The following is a 23,902-nucleotide window of genomic DNA, read 5'->3' as shown; positions in this document are numbered from 1 at the left end:
TTTCCACCACCTTGTGGACCGACCGAACATTCGGTTAGCGTTCGGCACGGCCAAGTAATCCAGCATCACCACTGCCTGTCAAGAGGTGGAACGCATGCCCCAGAACAGCCCCGAGCGCCCCGACTTCTTCGCACGTCACCGCGTGCTGCTGGAAGAAGCGGTCGCCGCGACGGCGGCCCGGGACCACTGGACGCCCTATCCGGAGTCACCCAGCAAGTCGGTCTACGGCGAGGACGCCGCTAAGAACGGGGAAGCCGCCTTCCAGAACCAGCTCGGCAGGCACTTCGAGCTGGCCGGCCACCCCGGCGAGAGGCGTGTGCCGGCCACCGAGACCTCTCCGTACGGCTTCGATCTCGGCATCACCTACCCCCGGGTCACGGTGGACGAGGCGGTGGCCGCGGGGAAGGCGGCCACCGGCCCCTGGCGCGCGGCGGACCCGGACACCCGCGCCGGTGTCGCCGCCGAGATCCTCGCCCGGCTGAACGCGGCGAGCTTCGAGATCGCGCACGCCGTGCAGCACACCACCGGCCAGGCCTTCGTCATGGCCTTCCAGGCAGGTGGCCCGCACGCCCAGGACCGCGGCCTGGAAGCGGTCGCGTACGCCTGGGCGGAGCAGAAGCGGCACCCGGGCGCGGCCCGCTGGAGCAAGCCGCAGCGCAAGGGCGGCCCTCTGGTCATGGACAAGAAGTTCACGCCGGTGGGGCGCGGGGTGGCGGTGCTGATCGCCTGCAACACCTTCCCGACGTGGAACGGCTATCCGGGCCTCTTCGCCAGCCTGGTCACCGGCAACCCGGTCGTGGTCAAGCCCCACCCGGGCGCCGTTCTGCCGCTCGCCGTCACCGTGCGGATCGCCCGCGAGGTGCTGGCCGAGGCGGGCTTCGACCCGAATGTGGTCGTCCTCGCCGCCGAGGAGGCCGGGGACCGGAGCGCCGGCTGCCTCGCGCTGCACCCCGACGTCCGGATCATCGACTTCACCGGGTCGACGGAGTTCGGCGACTGGCTGGAGAGCAATGCCCGCCAGGCCGCCGTGTACACGGAGAAGGCGGGCCTCAACACCGTCGTCCTGGACTCCACCGACGACTACCGCGGTCTGCTGGGCAACCTGGCCTTCTCGTTGTCCCTCTACAGCGGCCAGATGTGCACCACCCCGCAGAACCTCCTGATCCCGCGCGACGGCATCACCACCGACCAGGGCGTACGGACCGCCGACGAGTTCGCCGCCGACCTCTCCGCCGCGCTGGACAAGCTGCTCGGCGACCCGGCCCGCGCCGCCGGCACCCTCGGCGCGATCGTCAACGACGGCGTACGCGAGCGCCTGGACCGGGCCGCGGCGGTCGGCCGTACGGTGCGCGCGTCGGCGCCCGTCGAACACCCCGAGCACCCCGAGGCCGTCATCCGTACGCCGCTGGTGGCCTTGCTGGACGCGGAGTCCGACCGGGAGACGTACACCCGTGAGTGGTTCGGGCCGGTCTCGTTCGTCATCGGCACCGACTCCACCGAGCACAGTCTGCGGATCCTGCGCGAGACGGTGAGCGCCCACGGTGCGCTGACCGCCGCAGTCCACTCCACCAGCGAAGAGGTGCTGGACGCCGCCGAGTCGGCGGCCCTGGACGCGGGAGTGCATCTCTCGGAGAACCTCACCGGCGGCGTCTTCGTCAACCAGTCGGCCGCGTTCAGCGACTTCCACGGCAGCGCCGCCAACCCGGCGGCCAGCGCCACCCTGTCCGACCCCGCGTTCGTCACGGGCCGCTTCGCGACGCTGCAGTCGCGCCGGCCGGTCGCTGCAGAGGAGAGTGCCGGTGCCTGAACTTCGTGACGCGGTCTACCTGATAGACGGTGCCCGCACCCCGCAGGGCCGCTACGGCGGCGCCCTGGCCTCCGTACGCTCCGACGACCTGGCGGCCCTGGTGGTCGGCGAGGCGGCCCGCCGCGCCGGAATTCCCGGGGAGGCGGTGGACGAGGTGATCCTCGGCGCCGCCAACCAGGCCGGGGAGGACAACCGGGACGTGGCACGGATGGCCGTGCTGCTGGCCGGGCTGCCGCACACCGTGCCCGGCTACACCGTCAACCGGCTGTGCGCCTCGGGACTGACAGCCGTGGCCTCGGCCGCGCAGGCGATACGGGCCGGGGAAGCCGACCTGGTCGTCGCGGGCGGCGTGGAGTCGATGACCCGCGCGCCCTGGGTGATGGCCAAGCCCGGCACTCCGTGGGCGAAGCCGGGGGAGGTCCACGACACCTCGCTGGGCTGGCGCTTCACCAATCCGCGCTTCACCGCCGCGGACAAGCTCGCCACGGGGGATACGGCGAGGACCACCCTGTCGATGGGCGAGACGGCCGAAGAGGTCGCCGCGCTCGACGGCATCACCCGCGCCGAGTCCGACGCCTTCGCGCTACGCAGCCATCAGCGGGCGGTCGCCGCTCAGGAGGCGGGCCGTTTCGACCGCGAGATCGTGCCGGTGCCGGTGAAGGACGGCGAGGTGACCCGCGACGAGGGCCCGCGGCCCTCCACGACGCTGGAGAAGCTCGGCTCCCTGCGCACGATCTTCCGCAAGGACGGCATCGTCACCGCGGGCTCCGCCTCGCCGCTGTCCGACGGCGCCGCGGCCCTGGTGGTGGCGAGTGCGGCGGCCGTCGAGCGGTACGGGCTCACCCCGCGGGCCCGGATCGTCACCTCCGCCTCGGCCGGGGTGCAGCCCCACGTCATGGGCCTGGGCCCGGTGCCCGCCACCGAGAAAGCGCTCGCCCGCGCCGGATGGGGGACCGGAGACCTGGACGCGGTCGAGCTGAACGAAGCCTTCGCCGCGCAGGTACTTGCGGTCGTCCGCCGCCTCAAGCTCGACGAGGCGAAGGTCAACGCCGACGGCGGCGCCATCGCCCTGGGCCATCCGCTCGGCTGCTCCGGCGCCCGCATCCTGCTCACCCTGCTCGGGCGTCTTGAGCGCGAGGACGCCCGACGGGGCCTGGCCACGCTGTGCGTGGGCGTCGGACAGGGCGTCGCGATGCTGGTGGAGCGCGTATGAGCACCACGCACGAGACACTGCTGGTCGAGGAGCGCGAGGACCGGGTCGTCGTCACCCTGTACCGCCCCGAGGCCCGTAACGCGATCAGCGGCCTGATGATCCGCGAACTGCACGCCGTCTGCGACCTGTTGGAGCAGAACCCGAAACTGCTGCTGCTCACCGGCCACGGCGGTGTCTTCGCAGGCGGCGCCGACATCGCGGAGCTGCTGCGGCGCGGGCGGGACGAGGCGCTGCAGGGCATCAACAGCCGGCTCTTCGAGCGGGTGCGCAGGCTGCCGATGCCCACCGTCGCCGCCGTCGACGGCTGGGCCCTGGGCGGCGGGGCGGAACTGTCGTACGCCTGCGACATCCGTATCGCCGGACCGGACGCCGTCTTCGGCAATCCGGAACCCGGGCTCGGCATCCTCGCCGCTGCCGGGGCCTGCTGGCGGCTGCCCGAACTGGTCGGCGAGTCGGTCGCCAAGCAGGTGCTGCTCGCCGGACGGAACCTTGACGCACCGGCGGCACTGGCCGCGGGGCTGGTCATAGACGTCGTACCGGCGGACAAGCTGCTGGACGAGGCGCACGCGCTGCTCGACCGCATGGCCCGTTCATCGGCCACGGCCCTGCGGCTGACCAAGCTGGTCGTCGACTCACCCGGCGCCCACCCGGTCGCCGACGACCTCGCGCAGGCGGTGCTCTTCGAGGGCCAGGACAAGAAGGACCGCATGACACGCTTCATCGAGAAGAGGAGCCGGGCATGACCACCGCATCCCCCTCCGCGCCCGCGGTCGTCGGCGTCATCGGCGGCGGCCGCATGGGCGCGGGTATCGCGCAGTCCTTCGCCGCGGCCGGGTCCTCCGTGACCGTCGTGGAGAGCGGCGGGCAAGCTGCGGCCGCCGCGCTGGACCGTGTCGCCACCGGCCTGAAACGGGCCGCCGAGCGCGGCAGGCTCACCGAGCCCGCCGAGCAGGTGCTCGCCCGCGTCACGACCGCGGACTCGGTGGAGGACCTGCCCGCAGGGGCAGACCTGGTCGTCGAGGCGGTTCCCGAGGACCCCGCGCTCAAGGCCCGGCTCCTCGCCCTGGCCGAAAAGGCGGTGAGCCCGACGACCGTGCTGGCCACCAACACCAGCTCCCTGTCGGTCACCGAACTCGCCTCCGTACTCACCCGGCCCGGCCGCTTCCTGGGCATGCACTTCTTCAACCCGGTGCCCGCCTCCGAACTGGTCGAGATCGTCGTCGCACCGCACACGGAGGACGGCGTCGTCAGTGCCGCCCTCGACTGGACCCACGCCCTCGGCAAGAAGGACGTCGTCGTCAACGACTCGCCCGGCTTCGCCAGCAGCCGCCTCGGCCTGGCGCTCGGCCTGGAGGCGATCCGCATGGTCGAGGAGGGTGTCGCCGAGCCGGAGGCCATCGACGACGCCATGAGCCTCGGCTACAAGCACCCGATGGGACCGCTGCGACTGACCGACCTGGTCGGACTCGATGTCCGCCTGGCCATCGCCGAGTACCTGCACAGCACCCTCGGCGAGCGCTTCGCACCGCCCCGGCTGCTGCGCGACAAGGTCGCCCGCGGCGAGCTGGGCCGCAAGACGGGACAGGGGTTCTACACGTGGGATTGAGCGGCGGGAAGGGCATCGAGAAGGGCCCTGAGGAGACCATGGCGATGAGAGGGCTTGCCCAGCAGGGAAAAAGGCATCAGACTAGTAACCGAACGAATGGTCGGTAGGGGAGTGGGGATGTCGATGACCAGCAGCACACGGGCGACGAGCCTGGAAGAAGACTTCGACGCCACGATCGAGAAGGACCAGCGGATCGAGCCCCGCGACTGGATGCCCGACGGCTACCGCAGGACCCTGATCCGGCAGATCGCGCAGCACGCCCACTCGGAGATCATCGGCATGCAGCCGGAGGGCGACTGGATCACCCGGGCGCCGTCGTTGCGCCGCAAGGCGATCCTCTTCGCGAAGGTGCAGGACGAGGCCGGGCACGGGCTCTATCTGTACTCGGCCGCCGAGACCCTGGGCGCCGACCGGGCGGAGCTGACCGAGGCGCTGATCGAGGGCCGGCAGAAGTACTCGTCGATCTTCAACTACCCGACGCCGAGCTTCGCCGACGTCGGAGTGATCGGCTGGTTCGTGGACGGGGCGGCGATCTGCAACCAGGTGCCGCTGTGCCGTTGCTCGTACGGGCCGTACGCGCGGGCCATGGTGCGCGTGTGCAAGGAGGAGTCCTTCCACCAGCGCCAGGGGTACGAGCTGCTGCTCACGATGATGCGCGGCACGCAGGCCCAGCGGGAGATGGTCCAGGACGCCGTCGACCGCTGGTGGTGGCCGTCGCTGATGATGTTCGGCCCGCCCGACGAGGACTCGCCCAACTCGGCGCGGTCCATGGCCTGGAAGATCAAGCGGCACTCGAACGACGAACTGCGCCAGCGCTTCGTGGACATGACCGTCCCGCAGGCCGAGAAGCTCGGCGTCAAGCTTCCCGACCCGGAGCTGCGCTGGAACGAGGAGCGCGGCCACCACGACTTCGGCACCCCCGACTGGTCCGAACTGCAGCGCGTGATCAGCGGCGACGGGCCGTGCAACACCGAGCGGGTCGCCCGGCGCCGGGCCGCCCACGAGGAGGGCGCCTGGGTCCGGGAGGCGGCGACCGCGTACGCGGCCAAGCAGGCCGCACGCGCACAGGCAACAGCGGCAGAAGGAGCGGCGGCATGACGCAGGACTGGCCTCTGTACGAGGTCTTCGTACGTGGCAAGCGCGGCCTGAACCACGTCCACGTCGGCTCGCTGCACGCCGCCGACGACCGCATGGCGCTCACCCACGCCCGCGACCTGTACACCCGGCGCAACGAGGGCGTGTCCATCTGGGTGGTGCGCTCGGAGCACATCGCCGCCTCGACGCGCGACGAGAAGGACCCGTTCTTCGCCCCCAGCGCCGACAAGGTCTACCGGCACCCCACGTTCTACGACATCCCCGACGACGTCCCGCACATCTGAGGAACAGGAGACGACATGAGCGACGATCACGTCTACCTGTCCCTGGCCGAGGGACACGACGACAGCGACGCCCGCTGGGCGTTCGGCACCGGTTTCGAGGATCCGCTGCACGGCGTCGACCAGACCGTCCCGGACGGGATCGACGCCGGGGAGCTCGCCGCGTACTGCCTGGCCCTCGGTGACGACGCGCTGGTGAGCGCACAGCGGCTGGCGCAGTGGTGCACCCGCGCCCCCGAGCTGGAGGAGGAGGTCGCGCTCGCCAACATCGGGCTCGATCTGCTCGGCCAGGCCCGCCTGTTGTACGCGCGTGCCGGGCAGACGGACGGCACGGGCCGGGGCGAGGACGCCTACGCCTACTTCCGCGACGTGGACGACTTCCGCAACGTCCGGCTCGCCGAACTGCCGGGCGGTGACTTCGCGTTCACCATCACCCGCCTACTGGTGCTGTCCTCCTGGCGGCTGGCCGTCTTCGAGCGGCTCGCCGTCACTACGCCGGACCCGGTGCTGGCCGCCATCGCCGCCAAGGGCGTCAAGGAACTGACCTATCACCGGCAGTACGCCGCCGAGTGGGCGGTACGGCTGGGCGACGGCACCGAGGAGTCGCGGCGTCGGATGCGCGAGGCCCTGGCCGATGTCGCCCCCTACACGGACGAACTCTTCACGGGAGCGGCAGAGGTACGCGACGAAGTGCTCGCCGTGCTTCGCCAGGTCACCGACGCCGCCGGGCTCGTCCTGCCCGTCCCGGCACCGGTGCCGGGACACGGCCGCGAGGGCGACCACACCGAACACCTGGCCCCGCTCCTTGCCGAACTCCAGAGCGTGGCCCGCGCCCACCCGGAGGCGACATGGTGACCGTACTGGCGTCGGCGGAGACACGGCGGGCCCGGCGCATCGCCGAGCAGGTGCCCGACCCCGAGATGCCCATGCTCACCCTCGCCGACCTGGGCGTACTGCGCGATGTCGAGGTCGGCGCGGACGGCACCGTCGTCGCGAGCCTGACACCCACCTACTCCGGCTGCCCGGCGATGGCCGAGATGCGCGCCGAGGTCGCCGCGCGGCTGCGGGACGCCGGGTTCGCCCTGGTGGAGATCCGGACCGTCCTCGATCCTCCGTGGACCACGGACTGGATCACCCCCGACGGCCGCCGCAAGCTCGCCGAGCACGGCATCGCGCCCCCCGGCGCCGCGCCCCGGCACGCTCCCGGGCCCGTGCCGCTGACGCTCGCCCCCCTCAGGCGCGCGGTGGCCTGCCCCCAGTGCGGATCGGCCGACACCGAGGAGACCTCGCGCTTCGCCGCCACCTCCTGCAAGGCCCTGTGGCGCTGCCGCGCCTGCCGCGAGCCGTTCGAGTACGTCAAGGAGATCTGATGACCGCCCCGGCCCCGACCCACCAGGCCCGCCGCCGCCCGGCCTTCCATGCGCTGCGGGTCGCCGCCGTCCAGCCGCTGTGCGAGGACGCCGCAGCCATCAGCTTCGACATCCCCGAGCACCTCGCCGAGGAGTTCGCGTACCGGCCCGGCCAGTCGCTCACGCTCCGCCGCGAGGTCGAGGGACGCGACGAGCGCCGCTCGTACTCCATCTGCTCTCCCGTGGGTGCGCGGCCGCGCATCGGCGTACGGATCGTCCCCGGCGGGCTGTTCTCCTCCTGGCTGGTGCACGACGTGCGCCCAGGAGACACCGTCGAGGTGATGGCGCCGACCGGTGCCTTCACCCCCGACCTGTCGCGACCCGGCCACCACGTCCTGATCGCCGCGGGCTCCGGGATCACCCCGATGCTGTCCATCGCGGAGTCCGTCCTCGCCGCCGACAGCCGCTCGCGCGTCACGCTCTTCTACGGCAACCGGCGCAGCGACACCGTGATGTTCGCCGACGACCTCGCCGACCTGAAGGACCTCCACCCGGGCCGGTTCCAGCTGGCGCACGTCCTGTCCCGCGAACCGCGCGAGGCCGAGATCCTCTCCGGCCGCCTCGACGCCGACCGGCTCGCCACACTCATCGACGCCCTGGTCGATGCGAAGACCGCCGACCACTGGTGGCTGTGCGGCCCGCACGGCATGGTCCGCGACGCCCAGGAGCTCCTCGCCGGACTCGGCGTTCCGGCCGAACACGTCCACCAGGAGCTCTTCTACGCCGACGACGAGCCCGTACAACCCGTCCGGCACATCGACACCGCCTACGACGGCCCCGTCAGCAAGGTCACCATCACCCTCGACGGCCGCTCCACCACCTCCGCCCTGCCCCGGGACCGCGCCATCCTCGACGGCGCCCAGAAGACCCGGCCCGACCTGCCCTTCGCGTGCAAGGGCGGTGTCTGTGGCACCTGCCGGGCACTGGTCACCGACGGAACCGGGGACATGCGCCGCAACTACGCCCTCGAACCCGCCGAGGTCGACGCCGGCTACGTGCTCACCTGCCAGACGTTCCCCGTCTCCGACACCCTGACCGTCGACTACGACAGCTGAGCGCGGGAGCGCGTTCACGTCTCTGAACTCATGTCATATGGGTGTACGTCGGTGCGGCTGCCGTGTAAAACTCCTCCAACTCCCTTACAGCGTTGACCAGTTGGAGAGAGGCAGGCGACTGTGACCATTTCCCGGCGAAGTGTGCTGGCTACCGCGGCCGGTGCTACGGCGGCATATGCTTCCGCACCACAGGCCGCACAGGCGGCGGCCGATCGGACACCGGCGGCGACCGCCCGCACTTTGCGCGCGGCGGCAGACTACGCGGTGGAGAAGATCGGCGTTGTCGCGCCGGGAGTGAGCGCCTTTCCCGTCGGGACGAAGTTCGAGAAGTGGACCTACTCCCAGAACGGTGACTGGGTCGGCGGATTCTGGCCGGGAACGCTGTGGATGGCCTGGCTCTACAGCAAGGACGACGCATTCCGCACACTGGCGCTCGACTCGGCGAAGAAGCTCGCCCCCCGCCAGTACGACACCGGCACGCACGATCTCGGATTCCTGTTCTCACCGTCATGGGTGACGGCATGGCGTCTGACGGGTGACGACACCTGGCGGGCCGGCGCGATACGGGCGGCCGATTCGCTGATCGAGCGGTACAACCCGCGCGGGCGCTTCATCCGGGCGTGGGGCGCACTGAACGATCCGAACAACGCGGGCCGCGTCATCATCGACACGATGATGAATCTCGACCTGCTGGCGTTCGCCAGCGGGCAGACCGGCGACTCCAAATATCTCGACATCGCCGTGGAGCACGCGAAGACCGCTCAGCAGGTGTTCCCGAGACCGGACGGATCGACCCCGCACGTATTCGACTTCGACCCGGCCACCGGCGCGCAGATCGGCCCGGGCACCGTGCAGGGCTACAGCCCCACGTCATGCTGGTCGCGCGGACAGGCATGGGGACTGTACGGATTCACCACGATCTACCGCCGGACCGGGAACCGCCAATTCCTGGCCACCGCCCGCAAACTCGCCGACTTCGCGGTAGACGCGCTGGGTGCGGACCACGTCCCTGTGTGGGACTACCGCGCACCGCAGCAGCCCCACGACATCAAGGACGCCTCAGCCGGCGCGATCATGGCCTGCGGCCTTCTCGACCTGGCCGCCGTCACGGGCAGGCAGGACTACCGCTCGGTGGCGCTGCGGATTCTCACCGCGCTGTCACAGACCTGCCTGACGGACAAGTCGACCCGCGCCGAGGCGGTCGTCGCCCGCTGCACCCGTAACCGGCCGGCCGAGGACGGGATCGAGATCTCGCTTCCCTACGCCGACTACTACCTGCTGGAAGGCATCCTGCGCGTGCTGCAGCCGCAGGACGTCGACCGGGCGATCGATCTTTCGGCGGTTTGAGTGCCGGCTGTCCTCAGCCGAGGCGCGAGACCTGGTAGTGGGTGATGTACCAGCGCTCCTCCAGGCGTTTCAGCAGTACGCCGAGCTTGACGCCGAGGGTGGGGCGGTCGTTGAACGAGAAGTCGACGTCCAGGTAGCCGAGTACGAGGTCGTCGGCGAGGCGTCTGGTTTCGAGGATCCGGTACGCGGCCGCCATCCCGATGGGCTGGGAGTCGTAGTAGGCGGCGATCCCCGGCCTTCCGACGCTGTACGGGTGCAGTCCTTGGAAGATCGCGTCCTCGGTGAACTGCGAGGCGACCTCCTTCGGTTCGTGCCCGTCGACGGCCGCCTTCCACCGGTCGAGAACGCCGCGCAGGATCACTTCACTGTCTGTCGTGCTGGTCATCAGGGTTCTCCTGTCGCTGGAGTCGGTTCAGTGGCCGGCGCTCATTCCGCCGTCCACATGGAGGATCTCGCCGGTGACGAACGGGGCGTTCTCCAGGTAGATCACCGCATCGACGATGTCGCTCTGCTCGCCCATCCGGCCGACCGGATGCAGGGCGGCGAGGAACTCGTAGGTCTCCTCGGGGTGCATGGGGGTCTTGATGGTGCCCGGTGAGACGGCGTTGGTGCGGATGCCGCGCGTGGCGTACTCGATGGCCAGGGACTTGGTGGCGGACTGCAGGCCGCCCTTGGTCAGCGAGGCGAGCACGGAGGGGACGTTGGAGTTGGCGTTGTCGACCAGGCTGGTGGTGACGTTGACGATGTGGCCGCCGCCCTGGGCGAGCATGTGCTCGATGGCCAGCTGGGTGATGCGGAAGAAGCCGACGAGGTTCACGCCGGTCACGGTGGCGTAGTCGTCGCCGGTGTAGTCGGTGAAGGGCTTGGCGACGAAGAGGCCGGCGTTGTTGACCAGGGTGTCGATACGTCCGAACCGCTCGACGCCGGCGGCGATGACGCGTTCGGCCGTGGCCGTGTCGGCGATGTCGCCCTGGACGGTCAGGACGCCCGCGTCGTGGGAGGGGGCGATCGTGCGCGAGGTGGCGACGACGGCGTAGCCGAGCTTGCGGTAGGCGTCGACGAGACCGGCACCGATGCCCTGCGATGCGCCGGTGATGACTGCGACCTTCTGGTTCTGAGAGCTCATGATGACCTTCTCCGAGATGAGGCGGGGGCTTCTCGACCGGTCTTCGAGCTACTAGCCGACCGGTCGACTAATGCGAATGTAGGTCGTTCGGTGAGGAGAAGTCAAAGGTCAGCAGGGCTCTGGCCAGGACTGGCTTCCTCGCAGTTGGGAGGCGCAGCCTTCCAGTCAATGTCGGCGGGGCGGCGCCGGGGGAGAGGTCGGCCCCCGTGGCGGGCAACAGCGAAGGCCGTCTCCTCATCTTGAGGAGACGGCCTTCGGCCTGTGGTGAAGCGGGGGGCCTGCGCCCCCTTGCGGTGGCGCCGGTGTCTACTCCCAGCCGACGGCCTTGAAGTTCCTGTCGACGAACACGTGATGCGGCCAGTTGACGCTGATGTTGTGGACTTGGTAGTAGCCGTCGCTGAGTTCGACGACACGGTCGCTGATGCCACCGGGGACGACGGCCTGCGCGGCCTTGACCGCCTTGTACGCGGTCGTACCGTTGATGATCGTCCCCTCGCCCTCGGTGTAGTCCGGGATCTGACCGACCGACTTGTCCGGTGACGGGGTCCCCTGCTGGAAGGCGATCACCCCGGCCGCTTCGGCGGCCGCTGCTCCGCCGTCGCCTCCGCGCTGGACGACGACCTGCGTCGCGGCGATGGTCGCGCTGTCGACCACCCCGATGACGAGGACGCTCGCACCCTCCTTCACGCCTCTGGCCGGGGCTCCAATGGTTTTCGTGGCGGGGGTCTCGGTCACGGTGACCTTCACACCGGTCGCCGTCGTCATGGTGAAGCCCGACGTGGACGTGGTGTCCACGATGCCGGTCGCACCGCCGTCGGACGGGTCGGCCGCGGGGCCGCCGCCCGAGGGTCCGGTGGGCGTCGGGGTCGGCGAGGCCGTGTCCGCGGTCGAAGGAGTCGACGAGGAGTCCGCGGCGGCGGACGTACCGCCGAGGGTGGCTCCGGCCAGCGCACACGCCAGCCCGGCGGCCATGGTCCACGCGCCTCTCCGTGACAGCATCCGCCGGGAGAGGGGTTGGGAGGCCCGCTCGGTCAGGGCCGTGTGGGTGGGTTCGGGCGAAGAGTCATGCGTCAGGTCGTGGTCGTCCATGGTGGGGGTTCCCTTCGCTGGGGCAACTACTTCCCAGCGTGGGCGCCGTACCTATGAGGACGCCCATGGCGCCCTTAAGAACTCCTAACAAATGTGCCGCCGCGCCCCACCAGCCCCTGGGAGTAGGCAAGTTGTCCATCCGCACGTTCACCTTTGCGACCATTCCATGCATTGCCCCCATGCGGGGCACGCGCCTTGACGCCCACCTGCCCCACCACTTAACTCACGTCTTGAGATTTCCTCTCGCCCACCCCTGATGCCTCACCCGGGCCCCCGCCCAGATCATCCCCCCGCGCCTTTCGGAGCCACGCATGCCCAAGTCCCATCGCACACCGACCTGGACGCGCCGCAAGGTGCTCGGCGCGACGGCCGGCGGCACCGCGGCCGCCGCTCTCGGCGCGGTCGGCGTCGCACGGGTCGCCTCGGCGGCCACCACGAGCGCCACCGCCAGCGCTCCCGGCGACGTCGTCGGCAAGATCACCGTCGGCTACCAGGGCTGGTTCGCCTGCAAGGGCGACGGCGCGCCGATCAACGCCTGGTGGCACTGGGCCCCCAACAGCGCCCAGACCCCCTCGCCCTCCAACAACGGCATCAAGGCCTGGCCCGACGTCCGCGACATCACGACGACGTACCCGACGGCGTTCGGCAACCTCGGCAACGGCCGCCCGGCGTCCCTGTTCTCCTCGTACGACCAGCAGACCGTGGACGCCCACTTCCTGTGGATGCAGCAGTACGGCATCGACACCGCCGCGCTCCAGCGCTTCAACCCCACCGGCGGCGAGGGCCCGACGCGGGACGCCATGGCCCAGAAGGTGCGCGGCGCCGCCGAGGCGTACGGCCGGAAGTTCTACGTCATGTACGACGTCAGCGGCTGGACCGCCATGCAGTCGGAGATCAAGACCGACTGGACGAGCAAGATGTCCGCACACACGCAGAGTTCGGCGTACGCGCTCCAGAACGGCAAGCCCGTCGTGTGCATCTGGGGCTTCGGATTCAACGACGACAAGCACGCGTTCAGCGCGGACGCCTGCCTCGACGTCATCAACTGGTTCAAGGACCAGGGCTGTTACGTGATCGGCGGTGTGCCGACATGGTGGCGCACCGGCACCGGCGACTCGCGCTCGGGCTTCGCCGACGTCTACCACGCCCTCCACATGATCTCGCCGTGGATGGTGGGACGGATCGGCAACGCCTCCGACGCCGACAACTTCTACACCCAGGCGACCGTGCCGGACCAGGCGGACTGCACCGCCCACGGCATCGACTACCAGCCGTGCGTCATGCCCGGCGATGTCGCCGAACGCCAGCGCGCCCACGGGGACTTCATGTGGCGGCAGGTCTACAACATGGTCAGGGCCGGCGTGCAGGGCATCTACATCTCGATGTACGACGAGTACAACGAGGGGAACCAGATCGCCAAGACCGCCGAGTCGCAGGACTGGGTCCCCACGGACGGGGGACTGCTCGCCCTCGACGAGGACGGCACGGCCTGCTCCTCGGACTACTACCTGCGCCTGACCGGCGACGGCGGCCGCATGCTCAAGGGTGAACTCGCCCTGACCGCCACCCGCCCCACCCAGCCTTTCGTCAACGGCACCTCCGCGGGCACCCCGGCCACCGCCACGATCACCCTCAAGGCGCGGGCCAACAGTAAGTTCGTCACCGCGGAGAGCGCCGGAGCCAAGTCCCTGATCGCCAACCGCGACTCGGCCGGCCTGTGGGAGCGGTTCGACCAGATCGACTTGGGCAGCGGCAACATCGCCCTGCGCTCCCGCGCCAACGGCCGTGTCGTCAGCGCGGTCGACGCGGGTGTCTCCGCCCTGCTCGCGGACCGCACCGCCATCGGCACCTGGGAGACCTTCCAGCTGGTGCACAACTCCAACGGCACGGTCAGCCTGCTCGCCTCCGCCAACGGCAAGTACGTGACGGCCGACAACGGCGGAGCCGACCCGCTCATCGCCAACCGCACGGCGATCGGGACGTGGGAGCAGTTCGACCTGGCAACGGTCTAGCCACTGACTCCGGAGGCTAATCCCGGTGGGGGTCGCCCTTGGGCAGCCAGGCGTCCGGGGTGTGGATCCCGAGGTCGCCCACGCCGTTGCAGAGGGCGTCGACAAGGGCGCGGACCGCGGGGCGGTTCTCGCCCTCGCGCCGGACCAGGGACCAGGTCCAGTAGACCTCCGGTGCGACGATCGGGCGTCGGACCAGGTCCGGCGGCAGGGGAGTGGTCTGGCCCTTGGGGCAGTTGATGACCGGACGGCCGCTGCGGCGTACGTGGTCGAAGAACGCGGGTCCGGTGACGCCGCCGTCGGCGATCTGTACCGCGCGGGCCCCGGTGTCCCGGGCCAGTAGTTCGGCATAGATGTTCCAGGACGACCAGGAGGTGGTGTCGTCGTCGAGGAGGACGAGGGTGTCCCGGGCGGCCACGTCGCTCGTGTCGTCGCCGGTGGCAACGGCGTACAGCCGGTCGGCGCCGATGAGCCGGGCGTGCAGGCCACGCCGTTCCAGGTCCTCGGTCCGTACCCAGCACACGGCGAGGTCCAGGCTGCCGTCGGCGACCCGGGCGGCCTGGGTGTGCGAGGGCGCGATCCACGCGTCGATGTGGAGTTGGGCCACCGCGGCGGCGCGGGTGGTCAGGTCGGGCGGGAGCCAGTTGACGTAGCCGAGCCGTACCGGTTCCGAACCGGACAGCCGGCCGGCGCGCCGCTGGAGGTCCTCGGCCCGTTCCAGCAGGGCGCGGGTGTGCGGGAGCAGGGCCGAACCGGCCGGGGTGAGGGACACCGAACGGCGGTCACGTTCGAACAGCTTCACCCCTAGGTCGCGTTCGAGCGCCTTGATCTGCTGCGACAGGGAGGGGCCCGCGATCAGCAGACGTGCGGCGGCCCGGCCGAAGTTCAGCTCCTCGGCGACCGCTACGAAGTACCGCAGTTGGCGCAGTTCCACGACTGTCATGCTACGTCGGTGAGAGGCCACGCCTCCCAGCAGGGAGCAAGCCCGTCGTGGCGGCGGCCCCGGCACAGGCGGACGATGAGGGCATGGAAGCCCGACGCCCCCGACGGTCGTACACCTCCCCCCTAGACGCCCCCGGCAGACGGGCTGAACCCGCCACCTCCCGGTACGTCCTCCGCCGTCCGACCACACCGCGCCGGCCGCCCCGGTGAAACACGGGCCCCACCACCCATCCGCCCCCGGCCGTCGCCGGGCGCCCGACCGAACGGAGCAGGACCATGCGAGAGTTCCTGGTCGAGATCACCACCACCGTCCCCGAGGGCACCAGCCAGGACGAGGTGGACCGGCGGCGCGCCGCCGAGACCGTCCGCGCCCGGGAACTGGCCGGTACCGGCAACCTGGGGCGGCTGTGGCGCCCGGTCGGAGAGTTGCGCAGCATCGGCGTCTGGCTGGCCGCCGACGAGGACGAGCTCCACGAGAAGGTGCTCGGCACGCTGCCACTGCGCCCGTGGATGACTTTCACCGTCACCGCCCTGGAGTCCCACCCCAACGACCCGGGCCGGACCGACGCCACGGAGTGACCTTACGTCCCCATTCACCGCCTGGTTCGCGGCGGTGAGCATGGCCGCCCCGGAAGCCCGCGCGACCCCACAAGGACTTCGTCATGAGCGTACGGGCCCTGCGCGACGCCCCGGGCAAAGGGGGCGCAGCGCTTCACTCGCCCTGGGGGCACGTCGTCCGAGCCGCCGCGGCGCTCGCCGCGGGCATGGGCGTCGGCCGGTTCGTCTACACCCCGATCCTCCCCCTGATGCATGCTCAGGCGGGGCTGTCCACGGGCGCCGGCGCGAACCTGGCCACCGCCAACTACATCGGCTATTTCGTCGGTGCGCTCACCGGCATCATGGCCCCCGCGCTGGTCCGCTCACCCGCCCTTCTGCGCACCGCTCTGATCGTGCTGACCGTCAGTCTGGCCGCCATGCCCGCCACACACAGCACAGCGATATGGCTCGCGCTGCGACTGCTGGCCGGAGTGATGAGTGCGCTGATCTTCGTCATCGCCGTCAGCTCCCTTCTCAGTCACCTGCGGGAGCACCCGGCACACCTGCCCGGCTGGGGCTTCGGGGGAGTCGGCGCCGGTATCGCACTGTCCGGCCTGCTCGTCCTCGTTCTTCGCTCCGCTGGCGACTGGCGGGTCGCCTGGTGGGCCGCGGCGGCACTCGCCGCGGTGCTCGCCGCCGTCGCGTGGAACCTCCGCCCCGAGGCGTCTCCCGCGGCAACCCCCGAATCCGGCAGGGCCCCGGCCGACGGACCGGAGATGCGCACGCACCGCTGGTTCACCGCCCTCTTCGCCTCCTACACGCTGGAGGGCGTCGGCTACATCGTTGCCGGCACCTTCCTGGTCGCCGCGATCGAACAGAGCTCCCCAGGCTGGATCGGCAGCGGCGCCTGGGTACTGGTCGGTCTGGCGGCGGTGCCATCCTCAGCACTGTGGGCCTGGCTCGGGCGCCGCTGGTCCCGTCCCGGTCTGCTGCTCGCCGCGCTCGTCATCCAGGCGGCCGGCATCGCCCTGCCCGCCCTGATCGGTGGAGTAGCAGCCGCCCTGGTCTCCGCGGTCCTGTTCGGCGCGACGTTCATCGGCGTCAGCACCCTCGCCCTCGCAACCGGGGCCCATCTCCGGTTCCCGCGCTCGGTCGCTCTGCTGACCGCCGGATACTCCGTCGGCCAGATCTTCGGCCCCCTGGTCGTCGCGCCGCTGCTCCACGACGGCTACCAGCAGGCGCTGATCCTGGCCGCTGTCATGGTCCTCGCGGCTGCCACGGCCACCGCCGTGCTGCGCATCGGCTTTCCGCACCACATGGTGGAAGGGCGACATGCCACCCCGGCACGACGGACCGCACCGGCGGAAGCCGCCCCGGACACCGGCACACTCGGTGCCTGACGGAGCCGGGCCACGGTCGGCGGACCGTTCGTTCGCCATTGGGTCGTCGGTCTCACGGTCGGCCGACCGTTCGCCATCCGCTCATCGGTCTCCGGCCGAGGCGCCCGTCCGAACGGACCGCCTGTCAGCCGCGGCGTCCGGACCCGCCCCCGGGAGCCGGGCCGGACACAGGCGACGTATCGTCACCCATGCCTGTGGAGTATCGCCACCGATGCCTCTGATGTGGAGCCCTTCATGACCACACCGCGCGACCTGTTGATCATCACCATGGATGTCTCGTCCGGTCGCTCCGTCGAGCAGGGAAACCTGTCGCTGGCGCTCGCGGGAGCCGAACTGATCGACCTCATCGACGCCCAGGCGCTCACCCTGGACGGCGACGGCATCGTGCCCGCGGCGCAGCGGACCATGGGTGATCGGCTGTTGGACGAGGCGGTGTCGTCGCTCTCCCGCCAGGCGCCGTACGAGTCCGTCGAGGACTGGCTGTGGCGCCGGGGCCGTGACCTGGCCGCGGCCTACCTGGCCGTCCTGGAGGCGGAGGGCCAGGTGGCCCGGCCACGCCACCGCTGGAATCCCTTTCGGACCGGACCGGCCGTGTGGGGTGACGCCTCGGCACGTCGCCGGGCGGCCGAGCGCTGGACGTCGGGCGAGCCCGTCCTCGCCGGCCTCGCGGCCGCCCTGGGCATCCGCGACGAGCCCGCCGAAGAGGTTGCCGGCCTCGCCGACGACGCGGTCGTGACCGTACTGGGCGCTGTCCACGACGCGGAGACGGAACTGGAAGCCGTACGGCAACGGCGGAGCATCGAAAACGCGGCCTTCGACAACATCTGGCGCGGCCCGTGACGAAGCCACGGGCGGGCGGGCGTCAGACGCCGGCCGCGACCCCACCCGCCGCGTGGCCACCGAGCAGCGCCAGGGTGTTCCCCCACAGAGAGCCGAGCCGCTGGGTGTTGTTGTAGAGCTTGGCGAACAGGACCTGTCCCTCCAGCTGGGCCACCACCGACCGGGCGGCCTCCCGGGTGTCGGTCACGGTGACCTCCTGGCGCTCACGAGCCTCGGCGATGACCGAGTCGACCATCTCGACCTGGGCCTCGAAGATCTCCTGCAGCCGCATGCGGATGGCCTCCGTCTGGTTGCTCATCTCCAGAGTGAGGTTCCCGAACAGGCAGCCCGAGACGGTGCCGCAGCTCTGCTGGCCGGCACGCTGCCCGGCTTCCGTCTCCTCGAAAAGCCGACGCAGCCGGTTCAGTGGTGCAGCGTCATCGCTCAGGATGCGCGTCCAGTCGGCCTTCTGGCCCGCCCAGTGCTCGTCGATCACGGCCAGCGCGAGAGCTTCCTTGGATTCGAAGAAGTAGTAGAAGCTGCCCTTGGGTACACCGGCCGTCTTGCAGATCTCGGCCACGCCCAGGGCCGAGTAGCCGCGCAGCTCGATGAGTGTCTGCGCGGCACTGAGGATCTTCTCCCTGGCGTCGCTGGTTCGTCCCATGGCGTAAGTGTACGACCGGTCGACTATCACCTACCGGACCGGTCGGCCGGCGGGAGTGGGCGTGGGTCGAGAGGCAGCGTTCACCTCAGTCGGCGACCTTCACCACCGCCGCCGCCCCCGCCCGAACCGTCGGCGTCGCGTAGGTGTACGTCACGCCGTCGACCGTCTTGGTCCGCACGCGCTGGGGGACACCGTTGACGGTGATCTTCTTGTGGACGCCCTGGAAGCGGGCCTCCCAGCGGTAGGCGCCGCTGCGCGCGTTGTTCGTCAGCGTGGACTTCGTCGCGCCGTCGTGCCGAACGGTGATCGTGCCCGTGCCGATGGGCACGTCCGCGCTCTGGAGCCACTTCATGCCGGTCGGCAGCTTCGACTGCGTGGTCACCTTGTGGTTCGCCGCGTCCGGCGCGATGCCCATCAGGCCCTCGACGGTCTGGCTGACCAGGGAGAACGACACCTCGGGGTAGTCGCCGTTGGGGCCCTGGCTGGAGTTGATGTGCTGGATCTCCCGCTGGTCGTAGATCTTCTTCATCCACTCCCAGGCGGTGTCGTTGCGGTTGTTCTTGAAGAACATGTCGGGCAGGTACGTCGTGGACTCGATGTTGGGCGAGCCCTCCGGCCCCAGCTCCTGCGCCTGGATGTAGTCGAGATAGGTGTCGTTGCGCGGGCCGGGATCGAGGATCTGCTTCATCGGCACGAAGACGCTGTTCTCCTTGCCCCAGCCGGTGACCGGCTCGCCGGACGTGGTGTAGGCGCGGACCATGTCGGCGCCGCTGCCGGTGCCGCTCCACTCCTTGTTGTAGTACGCCTTCAGGTCGGCGGCACGCTTGTCGTAGGTCTTGGCCAGCTTGGTGTCACCCTTGCCGCGCGCGAGCGTGGCCAGCGCCAGATACGCCTGGTACTGCGAGGCGATACCGTCCCCGGCCTCGGCGAGACCGTCGCCATCCTGCTCGTTGTAGCTGGCGGCGCCGGCGAAGATGCCGTTGCCGGTGCCCTCGGCGACCTTGACATTGCCGTTGGGCTTGGCGGCGTTGTGCAGGTCGATGAACTCGTCGGTGGAGGTCTGGTAGAAGTCCCACAGCACCTGGTCGTTGACGTAACTCTGGTCACCGGTCCAGCGGTACGCCTGCCCGGCCTTCTCGACGAGTTCGAAGACGGCCGGCACCTCGCGTACGTAGTTGTCCGGGGTCTTGTAGTCGATGCTCAGGTAGGTCTTGGAGTCGAAGTTGAGGGCCCAGACCGGGAAGTACTTGTGCTCGGCGGTGGCCGACGCCGCGTACGAGCGGAGCATCGCCTCGTTCTCGGCGTCCATGCCGAGGATGTGGGCTCCGGCGAGCTGGTGGGTCATGTCGCGGGAGTAGTAGGCGCTGCGGTTCGCGTATCCGGCCCAGTAGGAAGGTCCGTAAATCGCTGAGCCGGTGCCTTCGACCTGGTACTCGTCGACGTTGATCGGGCCCGTCGTGCCGGGCAGCTGCGCCCAGCTGTTGGCCTTCTTCTTGGCCCAGGCGAACATCTCGACGATCTTGGGGTCGGACGAGGTCACCTTGGGGTCGGCGGACGCGGCGGGGGAGATCATCAGGTCGTCGACGTTGACCCAGCTGGTGCCGGAGCCGAAGGAGATCTCCAGTACGTCGCCGGTCCGCAGCTTGACGGCGCTGATGGTGTAGCGGGCGTACCCGGCGCGCTGCGGCAGATTGACCGTCTCGACAACGTTGCCGTTGACGCGGATCGTATAGGTGCCGCCGGTGCCCGCGCTCCCGATCCACGCGGAGAAGTCGTAGCTGCCGTTCCGGGGCGCGACGAGAGTCTGCTTCCCGCTCTTGCCGGCGCCCGAGTCGAGGTAGAGGAAGCGCACGCCGCCGTGCCTGTTGCCCTCGCCGACACCGGCGCCCGAGGTGAAGGTCCAGCCGGTGGTGCCGTCCTCGAAGCCCGGGTTGATGAGGGCGAGTTGGGGGGCGGCGGGGGTCGTGCCCGACGTGGTCGCGGCGGCTCCCGTCGCGGACAGCGCGGGGGCCAGCGGCACGAGCAGGGCAACAGCGGTGAGCAGCATGAGCCTTGACGGCTTCATCGAATCTCCCGGTCTTCGGTGACGGCGGGCGGGCGGGCGGGCGGGACGGTCGGGCGGTGGCGGAAAGCTAGCAGGACCGGAACATGAGATTCAATGGTCATGCGGAAGAAACGTGCAAGTAATGCAACCAAGATGCCGCGACAAATGATCTGAGCAACAGAAAACTTTCATTGATCTCTTGCAAGTCAGGTCGATCGCTTGTTAGTTTCCAGCCGCGCTACAAGAGCCGCGCACTCGCCGGACCCCGGAGCAGCCATGGACGTCTCGCCCCTGAACCAGCCACCGCCTGACGACCCACCGCGAATCGGTCTGGACCGGCGGCGCCTGCTCGCGCTGGGCGGTTCCGTGCTCGCCGCCGGAGCCGGGACCTCGCTGCTCGGCGCCTGCTCGGTGACCGGCGCCACCAAGGCGGGGAGCCTCGGCGACCCGGACAAGGCGGCGATCACGGTCTGGAGCTGGCAGGGCCCGGCCGCCGCCATGAAAGCCCTGGTCCCGGCCTTCAAGGCGCAGCACCCCGGTATCGACGTCACCGTTCAGGACATCGGCAACCCGGCGATCTGGGACAAGATCACCACTGCCATGGCGGCCGGCGGCCAGGGTCTCGCGGACGTCCTGCACATCGGCGTCGACTATCTCCCGGCGTACACCGAGAAGTTCCCCGACGGTCTCGCCGACCTCGGCCCGCTCGGCGCCGACCGCTACCGAGACGCCTTCGCCGACGGCATATGGCAGACCGTCACCCGCAAGGGCAAGGTCAACGCCCTTCCCTGGGAGGCCAATTCGGCCGGCTTCTACTACCGGGCCGACATCTTCGAGGCCGCCGGTGTCGACGGTGAGGCGCTGGCGACGTGGGAGGACGCCATCGACGCCGGGAAGAAGATCAAGAAGAAGACCGGGGTGCACCTGCTGGGCATCGACAAGCCCGCCTCTCAGCCGGACGCCGCCAACTTCTTCCAGATGCTGCTCCAGCTCCAGGGCACGTTCTACTTCGACGCCGAGGGCCGGATCACCCTCGACTCTCCCGAGGCCGTCACCGCGATGACCCTCATCAAGGAGATGAACGACGCCGGCCTGGTCAGCGATCTCGCGGGCGGCTGGACCGCACTGGAGAACTCCATCAAGGCCGGCACCGCGGCCGTACTGCCCTGGCCCACCTGGTTCGGCAGCATCATCGAGGGCCTGGTCCCCAAGGAATCCGGCAAGTGGAAGGTCCGCCTCCCGCCGCCGGTGAAGCGCGGCGGCACCACGGCCGCGACCGTCAACTCCACCCACCTCGCCGTCGCCGGATCCAGCATGCACCAGACCGCCGCCTGGACATTCGTCGAGTACATCCTGACCAGACCGGCCTCGCAGGAGGCCATCTACCGCAGCAACGGCATCGCCCCCGCCCTCCTCAAGGCGTACGAGGCACCTGTCTTCCACGAGCCGTCGAAGTTCTTCAGCGGCCAGCACAAGGGCGAGATCTTCCTGAACGCGCTCAAGGCGCGGTCGCCCGCCGTCAACTACTCCGCCGACTACGCCCGCGCGCTCAAGACCGTCGCCGACGCGCAGACCCAAGTACTCCTCAAAGGCGCCGACCCCGCTCGCGCCCTGCGCAACGCCGCCGACCAGCTCGCCCGCCAGACCGGACGGGAGCTCGCCTCATGACCACGACCACCACCGACGGCGTCCTGACAACCGCCGGCGTCTCCCTCCCGCCAAGCGCGCCCCGCCCCACAGCGCGGATCCTGCGCCGCCGAGCCGTCCCGTATCTCTTCATCCTCCCCGCGCTCGTCCTCTTCGCGGTCTTCAAGCTGTACCCGATCGGCTCGTCGTTCCTGATGAGCCTGTACGAGAACGTCAACGGCACCCAGGAGTTCGTGGGCGCGGGCAACTACACGCGGGCGCTGGACGATCCCCTGCTGTGGACCGCGCTGAAGAACACCGCGATCATCCTGGTCGTCCAGGTACCCGTCATGCTGGCACTGGCCGTCGGCATCGCGGTCGCCCTCAACTCCACACTCCTGCGCGGCCGTGCCTTCTTCCGGCTCGGCTTCTTCCTGCCGACGGTGACCGGACTCGTCGCGTACGGCATCATCTTCGCCGTCCTGCTCAACACCCAGTACGGACTGGTCAACTGGCTGCTCGGCCTGGTGGGCATCGGCGAGGTCCCCTGGCTGACCGACCCGCTGTGGGCGAAGATCTCCCTCGGCCTCGCGCTGACCTGGCACTACACCGGCTACAACGCGGTGATCTTCCTCGTCCGGCTCCAGTCGCTGCCCACCGAGCTGTACGACGCGGCGGCCGTCGACGGCGCCTCCGCCTGGCAGTCGTTCCGCCACGTCACGCTGCCGGGGCTGCGGCCCGCGCTCCTGCTGACGACGGTGCTGTCCACCATCGGCACCCTTCAGCTCTTCGACGAGCCGTACGTCCTGACCGGCGGCGGGCCCGACAACGCCACCCTCACCATCGGCGTGTACCTCTACCAGAACGCCTTCAAGTACTTCGACTTCGGCTACGCCTCGGCCGTCGCGTACATCCTCACCGTCCTGATCGGCATCCTGGGCATCGTGCAGTTCCGCCTGCTGGGAGAGAAGTCGTGACCCTCACCGCCACCCGGCCGCGGTCCGGCCGCACGCCCCGCTCGCGCTCCCTCCTGGTGACCTCCTCGCTGGGCATCGCCGTCGCGGCCGTCCTGCTGCCGTTCTACTGGCTTATCATCGCCGCCACCCACAGCTCCAAGGAGATCTTCGACAGCCCGCCGCCGCTGCTGCCCGGCGGGCACCTGATGGACAACCTCTCCACCCTGGAGTCGTCGGCGCAGTTCAGCCAGGTCATCGTCAACTCACTGCTGATCACCGTCATTTACACCATCGCAGCAGGCGCGATCTGCACGCTGGCCGGATACGGCTTCGCCAAGTTCCGCTTCCGCGGCAGCGGCGCGCTGTTCGGGCTGCTGATGCTCGGGCTCGTCATCCCCACGCAGGTCACACTGATCCCGCTGTTCAAGATGATGGTCGACCTGGAGTGGCTGGGCACCTATCAGGCCGTCATCATGCCCAACCTCGCCCTGCCGTTCGGGATCTTCCTTATGCGGCAGTCGATGGCCGCGCTGCCCGACGAACTCATCGACTCCGCACGGATGGACGGCTGCGGGGAGTTCAGGCTCTTCCTCAAGGTCGTCCTGCCGCCCATGAAGCCGGCGCTCGCCGCCCTCGCCATCTTCCTGTTCCTCTTCCAGTGGAACGACTTCATCTGGCCGCTGGTCGTCCTGCGCGACGCCAGTGAGTTCACGATCCCGGTCGCGCTGGCGTCCCTCCAGGGCCTGGACCAGACCGACTACGGCGCGCTGCTCACCGGCACGGCCCTCGCCGCGATCCCGATGGCCCTCGTCTTCCTCGCACTCCAGCGTCACTTCGTCTCCGGGCTCCTCGCCGGTGCCGTGAAGGAATGATCCCC

The 23,902-nt window shown here is 69.9% G+C and carries 23 protein-coding genes; 17 read left to right on the top strand and 6 right to left on the bottom strand.

The genetic code is table 11. The features are described 5' to 3' along the window. Nucleotides 1-94: 94 nt before the first annotated feature. The 10 genes from paaN to OG219_RS44610 all read left to right on the top strand — a co-directional run bounded on the left by paaN (nucleotide 95) and on the right by OG219_RS44610 (nucleotide 9,813). Nucleotides 95-1,807 (top strand): phenylacetic acid degradation protein PaaN, encoded by a 1,713-nt coding sequence (gene paaN, locus OG219_RS44655; RefSeq protein WP_266836948.1) that lies wholly within the window; start codon nucleotides 95-97, stop codon nucleotides 1,805-1,807. Continuing rightward, nucleotides 1,800-3,020, top strand: coding sequence for a thiolase family protein (locus OG219_RS44650; protein WP_266836946.1), 1,221 nt, complete (start codon nucleotides 1,800-1,802; stop codon nucleotides 3,018-3,020). The genes paaN and OG219_RS44650 overlap by 8 nt, the downstream gene beginning before the upstream one ends. Continuing rightward, nucleotides 3,017-3,763, top strand: coding sequence for an enoyl-CoA hydratase/isomerase family protein (locus OG219_RS44645; protein ID WP_266836944.1), 747 nt, complete (start codon nucleotides 3,017-3,019; stop codon nucleotides 3,761-3,763). Before OG219_RS44650 ends, OG219_RS44645 begins: the two co-directional genes overlap by 4 nt. Further along, a complete protein-coding gene (locus OG219_RS44640; protein WP_266836942.1) occupies nucleotides 3,760-4,626 on the top strand; it encodes a 3-hydroxyacyl-CoA dehydrogenase family protein in 867 nt (288 codons plus the stop codon). Before OG219_RS44645 ends, OG219_RS44640 begins: the two co-directional genes overlap by 4 nt. Nucleotides 4,627-4,749: 123 nt before the next feature. Further along, entirely contained in the window at nucleotides 4,750-5,724 is a 975-nt protein-coding gene (paaA, locus tag OG219_RS44635) for a 1,2-phenylacetyl-CoA epoxidase subunit PaaA (RefSeq protein WP_266836940.1), read from the top strand. Then, nucleotides 5,721-6,005, top strand: a complete 285-nt coding sequence (paaB, locus tag OG219_RS44630) for a 1,2-phenylacetyl-CoA epoxidase subunit PaaB (RefSeq protein WP_266471115.1) — start codon at nucleotides 5,721-5,723, stop codon at nucleotides 6,003-6,005. The genes paaA and paaB overlap by 4 nt, the downstream gene beginning before the upstream one ends. Nucleotides 6,006-6,020: 15 nt before the next feature. Then, a complete protein-coding gene (gene paaC, locus OG219_RS44625; protein WP_266836938.1) occupies nucleotides 6,021-6,857 on the top strand; it encodes a 1,2-phenylacetyl-CoA epoxidase subunit PaaC in 837 nt (278 codons plus the stop codon). Then, nucleotides 6,851-7,372, top strand: a complete 522-nt coding sequence (gene paaD / locus OG219_RS44620; protein ID WP_266836936.1) for a 1,2-phenylacetyl-CoA epoxidase subunit PaaD — start codon at nucleotides 6,851-6,853, stop codon at nucleotides 7,370-7,372. The genes paaC and paaD overlap by 7 nt, the downstream gene beginning before the upstream one ends. Further along, the gene (gene paaE / locus OG219_RS44615) at nucleotides 7,372-8,466 is read left to right on the top strand and encodes a 1,2-phenylacetyl-CoA epoxidase subunit PaaE (RefSeq protein ID WP_266836934.1); all 1,095 of its coding nucleotides are present in this window, start codon (nucleotides 7,372-7,374) and stop codon (nucleotides 8,464-8,466) included. The genes paaD and paaE overlap by 1 nt, the downstream gene beginning before the upstream one ends. Nucleotides 8,467-8,586: 120 nt before the next feature. Continuing rightward, nucleotides 8,587-9,813: a glycoside hydrolase family 88 protein gene (locus tag OG219_RS44610; RefSeq protein WP_266836932.1), complete on the top strand. Its 1,227-nt coding sequence runs from the start codon at nucleotides 8,587-8,589 to the stop codon at nucleotides 9,811-9,813. 13 nt (nucleotides 9,814-9,826) lie between these two features. On the opposite strand, the gene OG219_RS44605 is transcribed toward OG219_RS44610, so the two are convergent. The 3 genes from OG219_RS44605 to OG219_RS44595 form a co-directional block, all read right to left on the bottom strand. After that, nucleotides 9,827-10,198, bottom strand: a complete 372-nt coding sequence (locus tag OG219_RS44605; RefSeq protein WP_266836930.1) for a hypothetical protein — start codon at nucleotides 10,196-10,198, stop codon at nucleotides 9,827-9,829. Nucleotides 10,199-10,225: 27 nt separating this feature from the next. Then, nucleotides 10,226-10,939: an SDR family NAD(P)-dependent oxidoreductase gene (locus OG219_RS44600; RefSeq protein ID WP_266836928.1), complete on the bottom strand. Its 714-nt coding sequence runs from the start codon at nucleotides 10,937-10,939 to the stop codon at nucleotides 10,226-10,228. A gap of 306 nt (nucleotides 10,940-11,245) precedes the next feature. Continuing rightward, the gene (locus OG219_RS44595; protein WP_266836926.1) at nucleotides 11,246-12,028 is read right to left on the bottom strand and encodes a hypothetical protein; all 783 of its coding nucleotides are present in this window, start codon (nucleotides 12,026-12,028) and stop codon (nucleotides 11,246-11,248) included. A 311-nt stretch (nucleotides 12,029-12,339) separates the two neighbouring features. Between OG219_RS44595 and OG219_RS44590 the strand changes: the two genes are divergently transcribed. Then, complete coding sequence (locus tag OG219_RS44590; RefSeq protein WP_266836924.1) at nucleotides 12,340-14,040, top strand: xylosidase; 1,701 nt, start codon at nucleotides 12,340-12,342, stop codon at nucleotides 14,038-14,040. Between the two features lie 16 nt (nucleotides 14,041-14,056). Here the strand turns inward: OG219_RS44590 and OG219_RS44585 are convergent, their stop codons facing one another. Continuing rightward, on the bottom strand, nucleotides 14,057-14,980 hold the full coding sequence (locus tag OG219_RS44585; protein WP_266836922.1) for a LysR family transcriptional regulator: 924 nt from the start codon (nucleotides 14,978-14,980) through the stop codon (nucleotides 14,057-14,059). 275 nt (nucleotides 14,981-15,255) lie between these two features. Between OG219_RS44585 and OG219_RS44580 the strand changes: the two genes are divergently transcribed. From OG219_RS44580 to OG219_RS44570, 3 genes are all read left to right on the top strand, one after another. Next, the gene (locus tag OG219_RS44580; protein WP_266836920.1) at nucleotides 15,256-15,558 is read left to right on the top strand and encodes a muconolactone Delta-isomerase family protein; all 303 of its coding nucleotides are present in this window, start codon (nucleotides 15,256-15,258) and stop codon (nucleotides 15,556-15,558) included. A gap of 185 nt (nucleotides 15,559-15,743) precedes the next feature. Beyond that, nucleotides 15,744-16,916 (top strand): YbfB/YjiJ family MFS transporter, encoded by a 1,173-nt coding sequence (locus tag OG219_RS44575; RefSeq protein ID WP_266837944.1) that lies wholly within the window; start codon nucleotides 15,744-15,746, stop codon nucleotides 16,914-16,916. Between the two features lie 234 nt (nucleotides 16,917-17,150). Then, nucleotides 17,151-17,756, top strand: a complete 606-nt coding sequence (locus OG219_RS44570) for a GPP34 family phosphoprotein (RefSeq protein ID WP_266836918.1) — start codon at nucleotides 17,151-17,153, stop codon at nucleotides 17,754-17,756. 22 nt (nucleotides 17,757-17,778) lie between these two features. Here the strand turns inward: OG219_RS44570 and OG219_RS44565 are convergent, their stop codons facing one another. Together OG219_RS44565 and OG219_RS44560 are read right to left on the bottom strand one after the other, a co-directional pair. Next, the gene (locus tag OG219_RS44565; RefSeq protein ID WP_266836916.1) at nucleotides 17,779-18,399 is read right to left on the bottom strand and encodes a TetR/AcrR family transcriptional regulator; all 621 of its coding nucleotides are present in this window, start codon (nucleotides 18,397-18,399) and stop codon (nucleotides 17,779-17,781) included. An 85-nt stretch (nucleotides 18,400-18,484) separates the two neighbouring features. After that, nucleotides 18,485-20,464, bottom strand: a complete 1,980-nt coding sequence (locus tag OG219_RS44560; RefSeq protein WP_266836914.1) for a hypothetical protein — start codon at nucleotides 20,462-20,464, stop codon at nucleotides 18,485-18,487. A 255-nt stretch (nucleotides 20,465-20,719) separates the two neighbouring features. On the opposite strand from OG219_RS44560, the gene OG219_RS44555 reads away from it, so the two are divergent. The 3 genes from OG219_RS44555 to OG219_RS44545 are packed head-to-tail and all read left to right on the top strand — an operon-like array spanning nucleotide 20,720 to nucleotide 23,897. Next, entirely contained in the window at nucleotides 20,720-22,111 is a 1,392-nt protein-coding gene (locus tag OG219_RS44555) for an ABC transporter substrate-binding protein (protein WP_266836912.1), read from the top strand. After that, nucleotides 22,108-23,046: a carbohydrate ABC transporter permease gene (locus tag OG219_RS44550; protein WP_266836910.1), complete on the top strand. Its 939-nt coding sequence runs from the start codon at nucleotides 22,108-22,110 to the stop codon at nucleotides 23,044-23,046. The genes OG219_RS44555 and OG219_RS44550 overlap by 4 nt, the downstream gene beginning before the upstream one ends. Beyond that, nucleotides 23,043-23,897 (top strand): carbohydrate ABC transporter permease, encoded by an 855-nt coding sequence (locus OG219_RS44545; RefSeq protein WP_266836908.1) that lies wholly within the window; start codon nucleotides 23,043-23,045, stop codon nucleotides 23,895-23,897. Before OG219_RS44550 ends, OG219_RS44545 begins: the two co-directional genes overlap by 4 nt. The last annotated feature ends 5 nt before the right edge of the window (nucleotides 23,898-23,902 follow it).

It is taken from the genome of Streptomyces sp. NBC_00038 (assembly GCF_026343635.1).
Classification (GTDB): domain Bacteria; phylum Actinomycetota; class Actinomycetes; order Streptomycetales; family Streptomycetaceae; genus Streptomyces.
The sequence above is the reverse complement of the archived record's forward strand: the minus strand, read 5'-3'. Positions and strand labels throughout refer to the sequence as shown.

Excerpts from the sequence above, each read along its gene's own strand:
- paaN (WP_266836948.1), top strand. The coding sequence starts at position 95 with ATGCCCCAGAACAGCCCCGAGCGCCCCGACTTCTTCGCACGTCACCGC.
- OG219_RS44645 (WP_266836944.1), top strand. The coding sequence starts at position 3,017 with ATGAGCACCACGCACGAGACACTGCTGGTCGAGGAGCGCGAGGACCGG.
- OG219_RS44640 (WP_266836942.1), top strand. The coding sequence starts at position 3,760 with ATGACCACCGCATCCCCCTCCGCGCCCGCGGTCGTCGGCGTCATCGGC.
- paaA (WP_266836940.1), top strand. The coding sequence starts at position 4,750 with ATGACCAGCAGCACACGGGCGACGAGCCTGGAAGAAGACTTCGACGCC.
- paaB (WP_266471115.1), top strand. The coding sequence starts at position 5,721 with ATGACGCAGGACTGGCCTCTGTACGAGGTCTTCGTACGTGGCAAGCGC.
- paaC (WP_266836938.1), top strand. The coding sequence starts at position 6,021 with ATGAGCGACGATCACGTCTACCTGTCCCTGGCCGAGGGACACGACGAC.
- paaD (WP_266836936.1), top strand. The coding sequence starts at position 6,851 with ATGGTGACCGTACTGGCGTCGGCGGAGACACGGCGGGCCCGGCGCATC.
- paaE (WP_266836934.1), top strand. The coding sequence starts at position 7,372 with ATGACCGCCCCGGCCCCGACCCACCAGGCCCGCCGCCGCCCGGCCTTC.
- OG219_RS44605 (WP_266836930.1), bottom strand. The coding sequence starts at position 10,198 with ATGACCAGCACGACAGACAGTGAAGTGATCCTGCGCGGCGTTCTCGAC.
- OG219_RS44600 (WP_266836928.1), bottom strand. The coding sequence starts at position 10,939 with ATGAGCTCTCAGAACCAGAAGGTCGCAGTCATCACCGGCGCATCGCAG.
- OG219_RS44595 (WP_266836926.1), bottom strand. The coding sequence starts at position 12,028 with ATGGACGACCACGACCTGACGCATGACTCTTCGCCCGAACCCACCCAC.
- OG219_RS44590 (WP_266836924.1), top strand. The coding sequence starts at position 12,340 with ATGCCCAAGTCCCATCGCACACCGACCTGGACGCGCCGCAAGGTGCTC.
- OG219_RS44585 (WP_266836922.1), bottom strand. The coding sequence starts at position 14,980 with ATGACAGTCGTGGAACTGCGCCAACTGCGGTACTTCGTAGCGGTCGCC.
- OG219_RS44580 (WP_266836920.1), top strand. The coding sequence starts at position 15,256 with ATGCGAGAGTTCCTGGTCGAGATCACCACCACCGTCCCCGAGGGCACC.
- OG219_RS44575 (WP_266837944.1), top strand. The coding sequence starts at position 15,744 with ATGGGCGTCGGCCGGTTCGTCTACACCCCGATCCTCCCCCTGATGCAT.
- OG219_RS44570 (WP_266836918.1), top strand. The coding sequence starts at position 17,151 with ATGACCACACCGCGCGACCTGTTGATCATCACCATGGATGTCTCGTCC.
- OG219_RS44565 (WP_266836916.1), bottom strand. The coding sequence starts at position 18,399 with ATGGGACGAACCAGCGACGCCAGGGAGAAGATCCTCAGTGCCGCGCAG.
- OG219_RS44560 (WP_266836914.1), bottom strand. The coding sequence starts at position 20,464 with ATGAAGCCGTCAAGGCTCATGCTGCTCACCGCTGTTGCCCTGCTCGTG.
- OG219_RS44555 (WP_266836912.1), top strand. The coding sequence starts at position 20,720 with ATGGACGTCTCGCCCCTGAACCAGCCACCGCCTGACGACCCACCGCGA.
- OG219_RS44550 (WP_266836910.1), top strand. The coding sequence starts at position 22,108 with ATGACCACGACCACCACCGACGGCGTCCTGACAACCGCCGGCGTCTCC.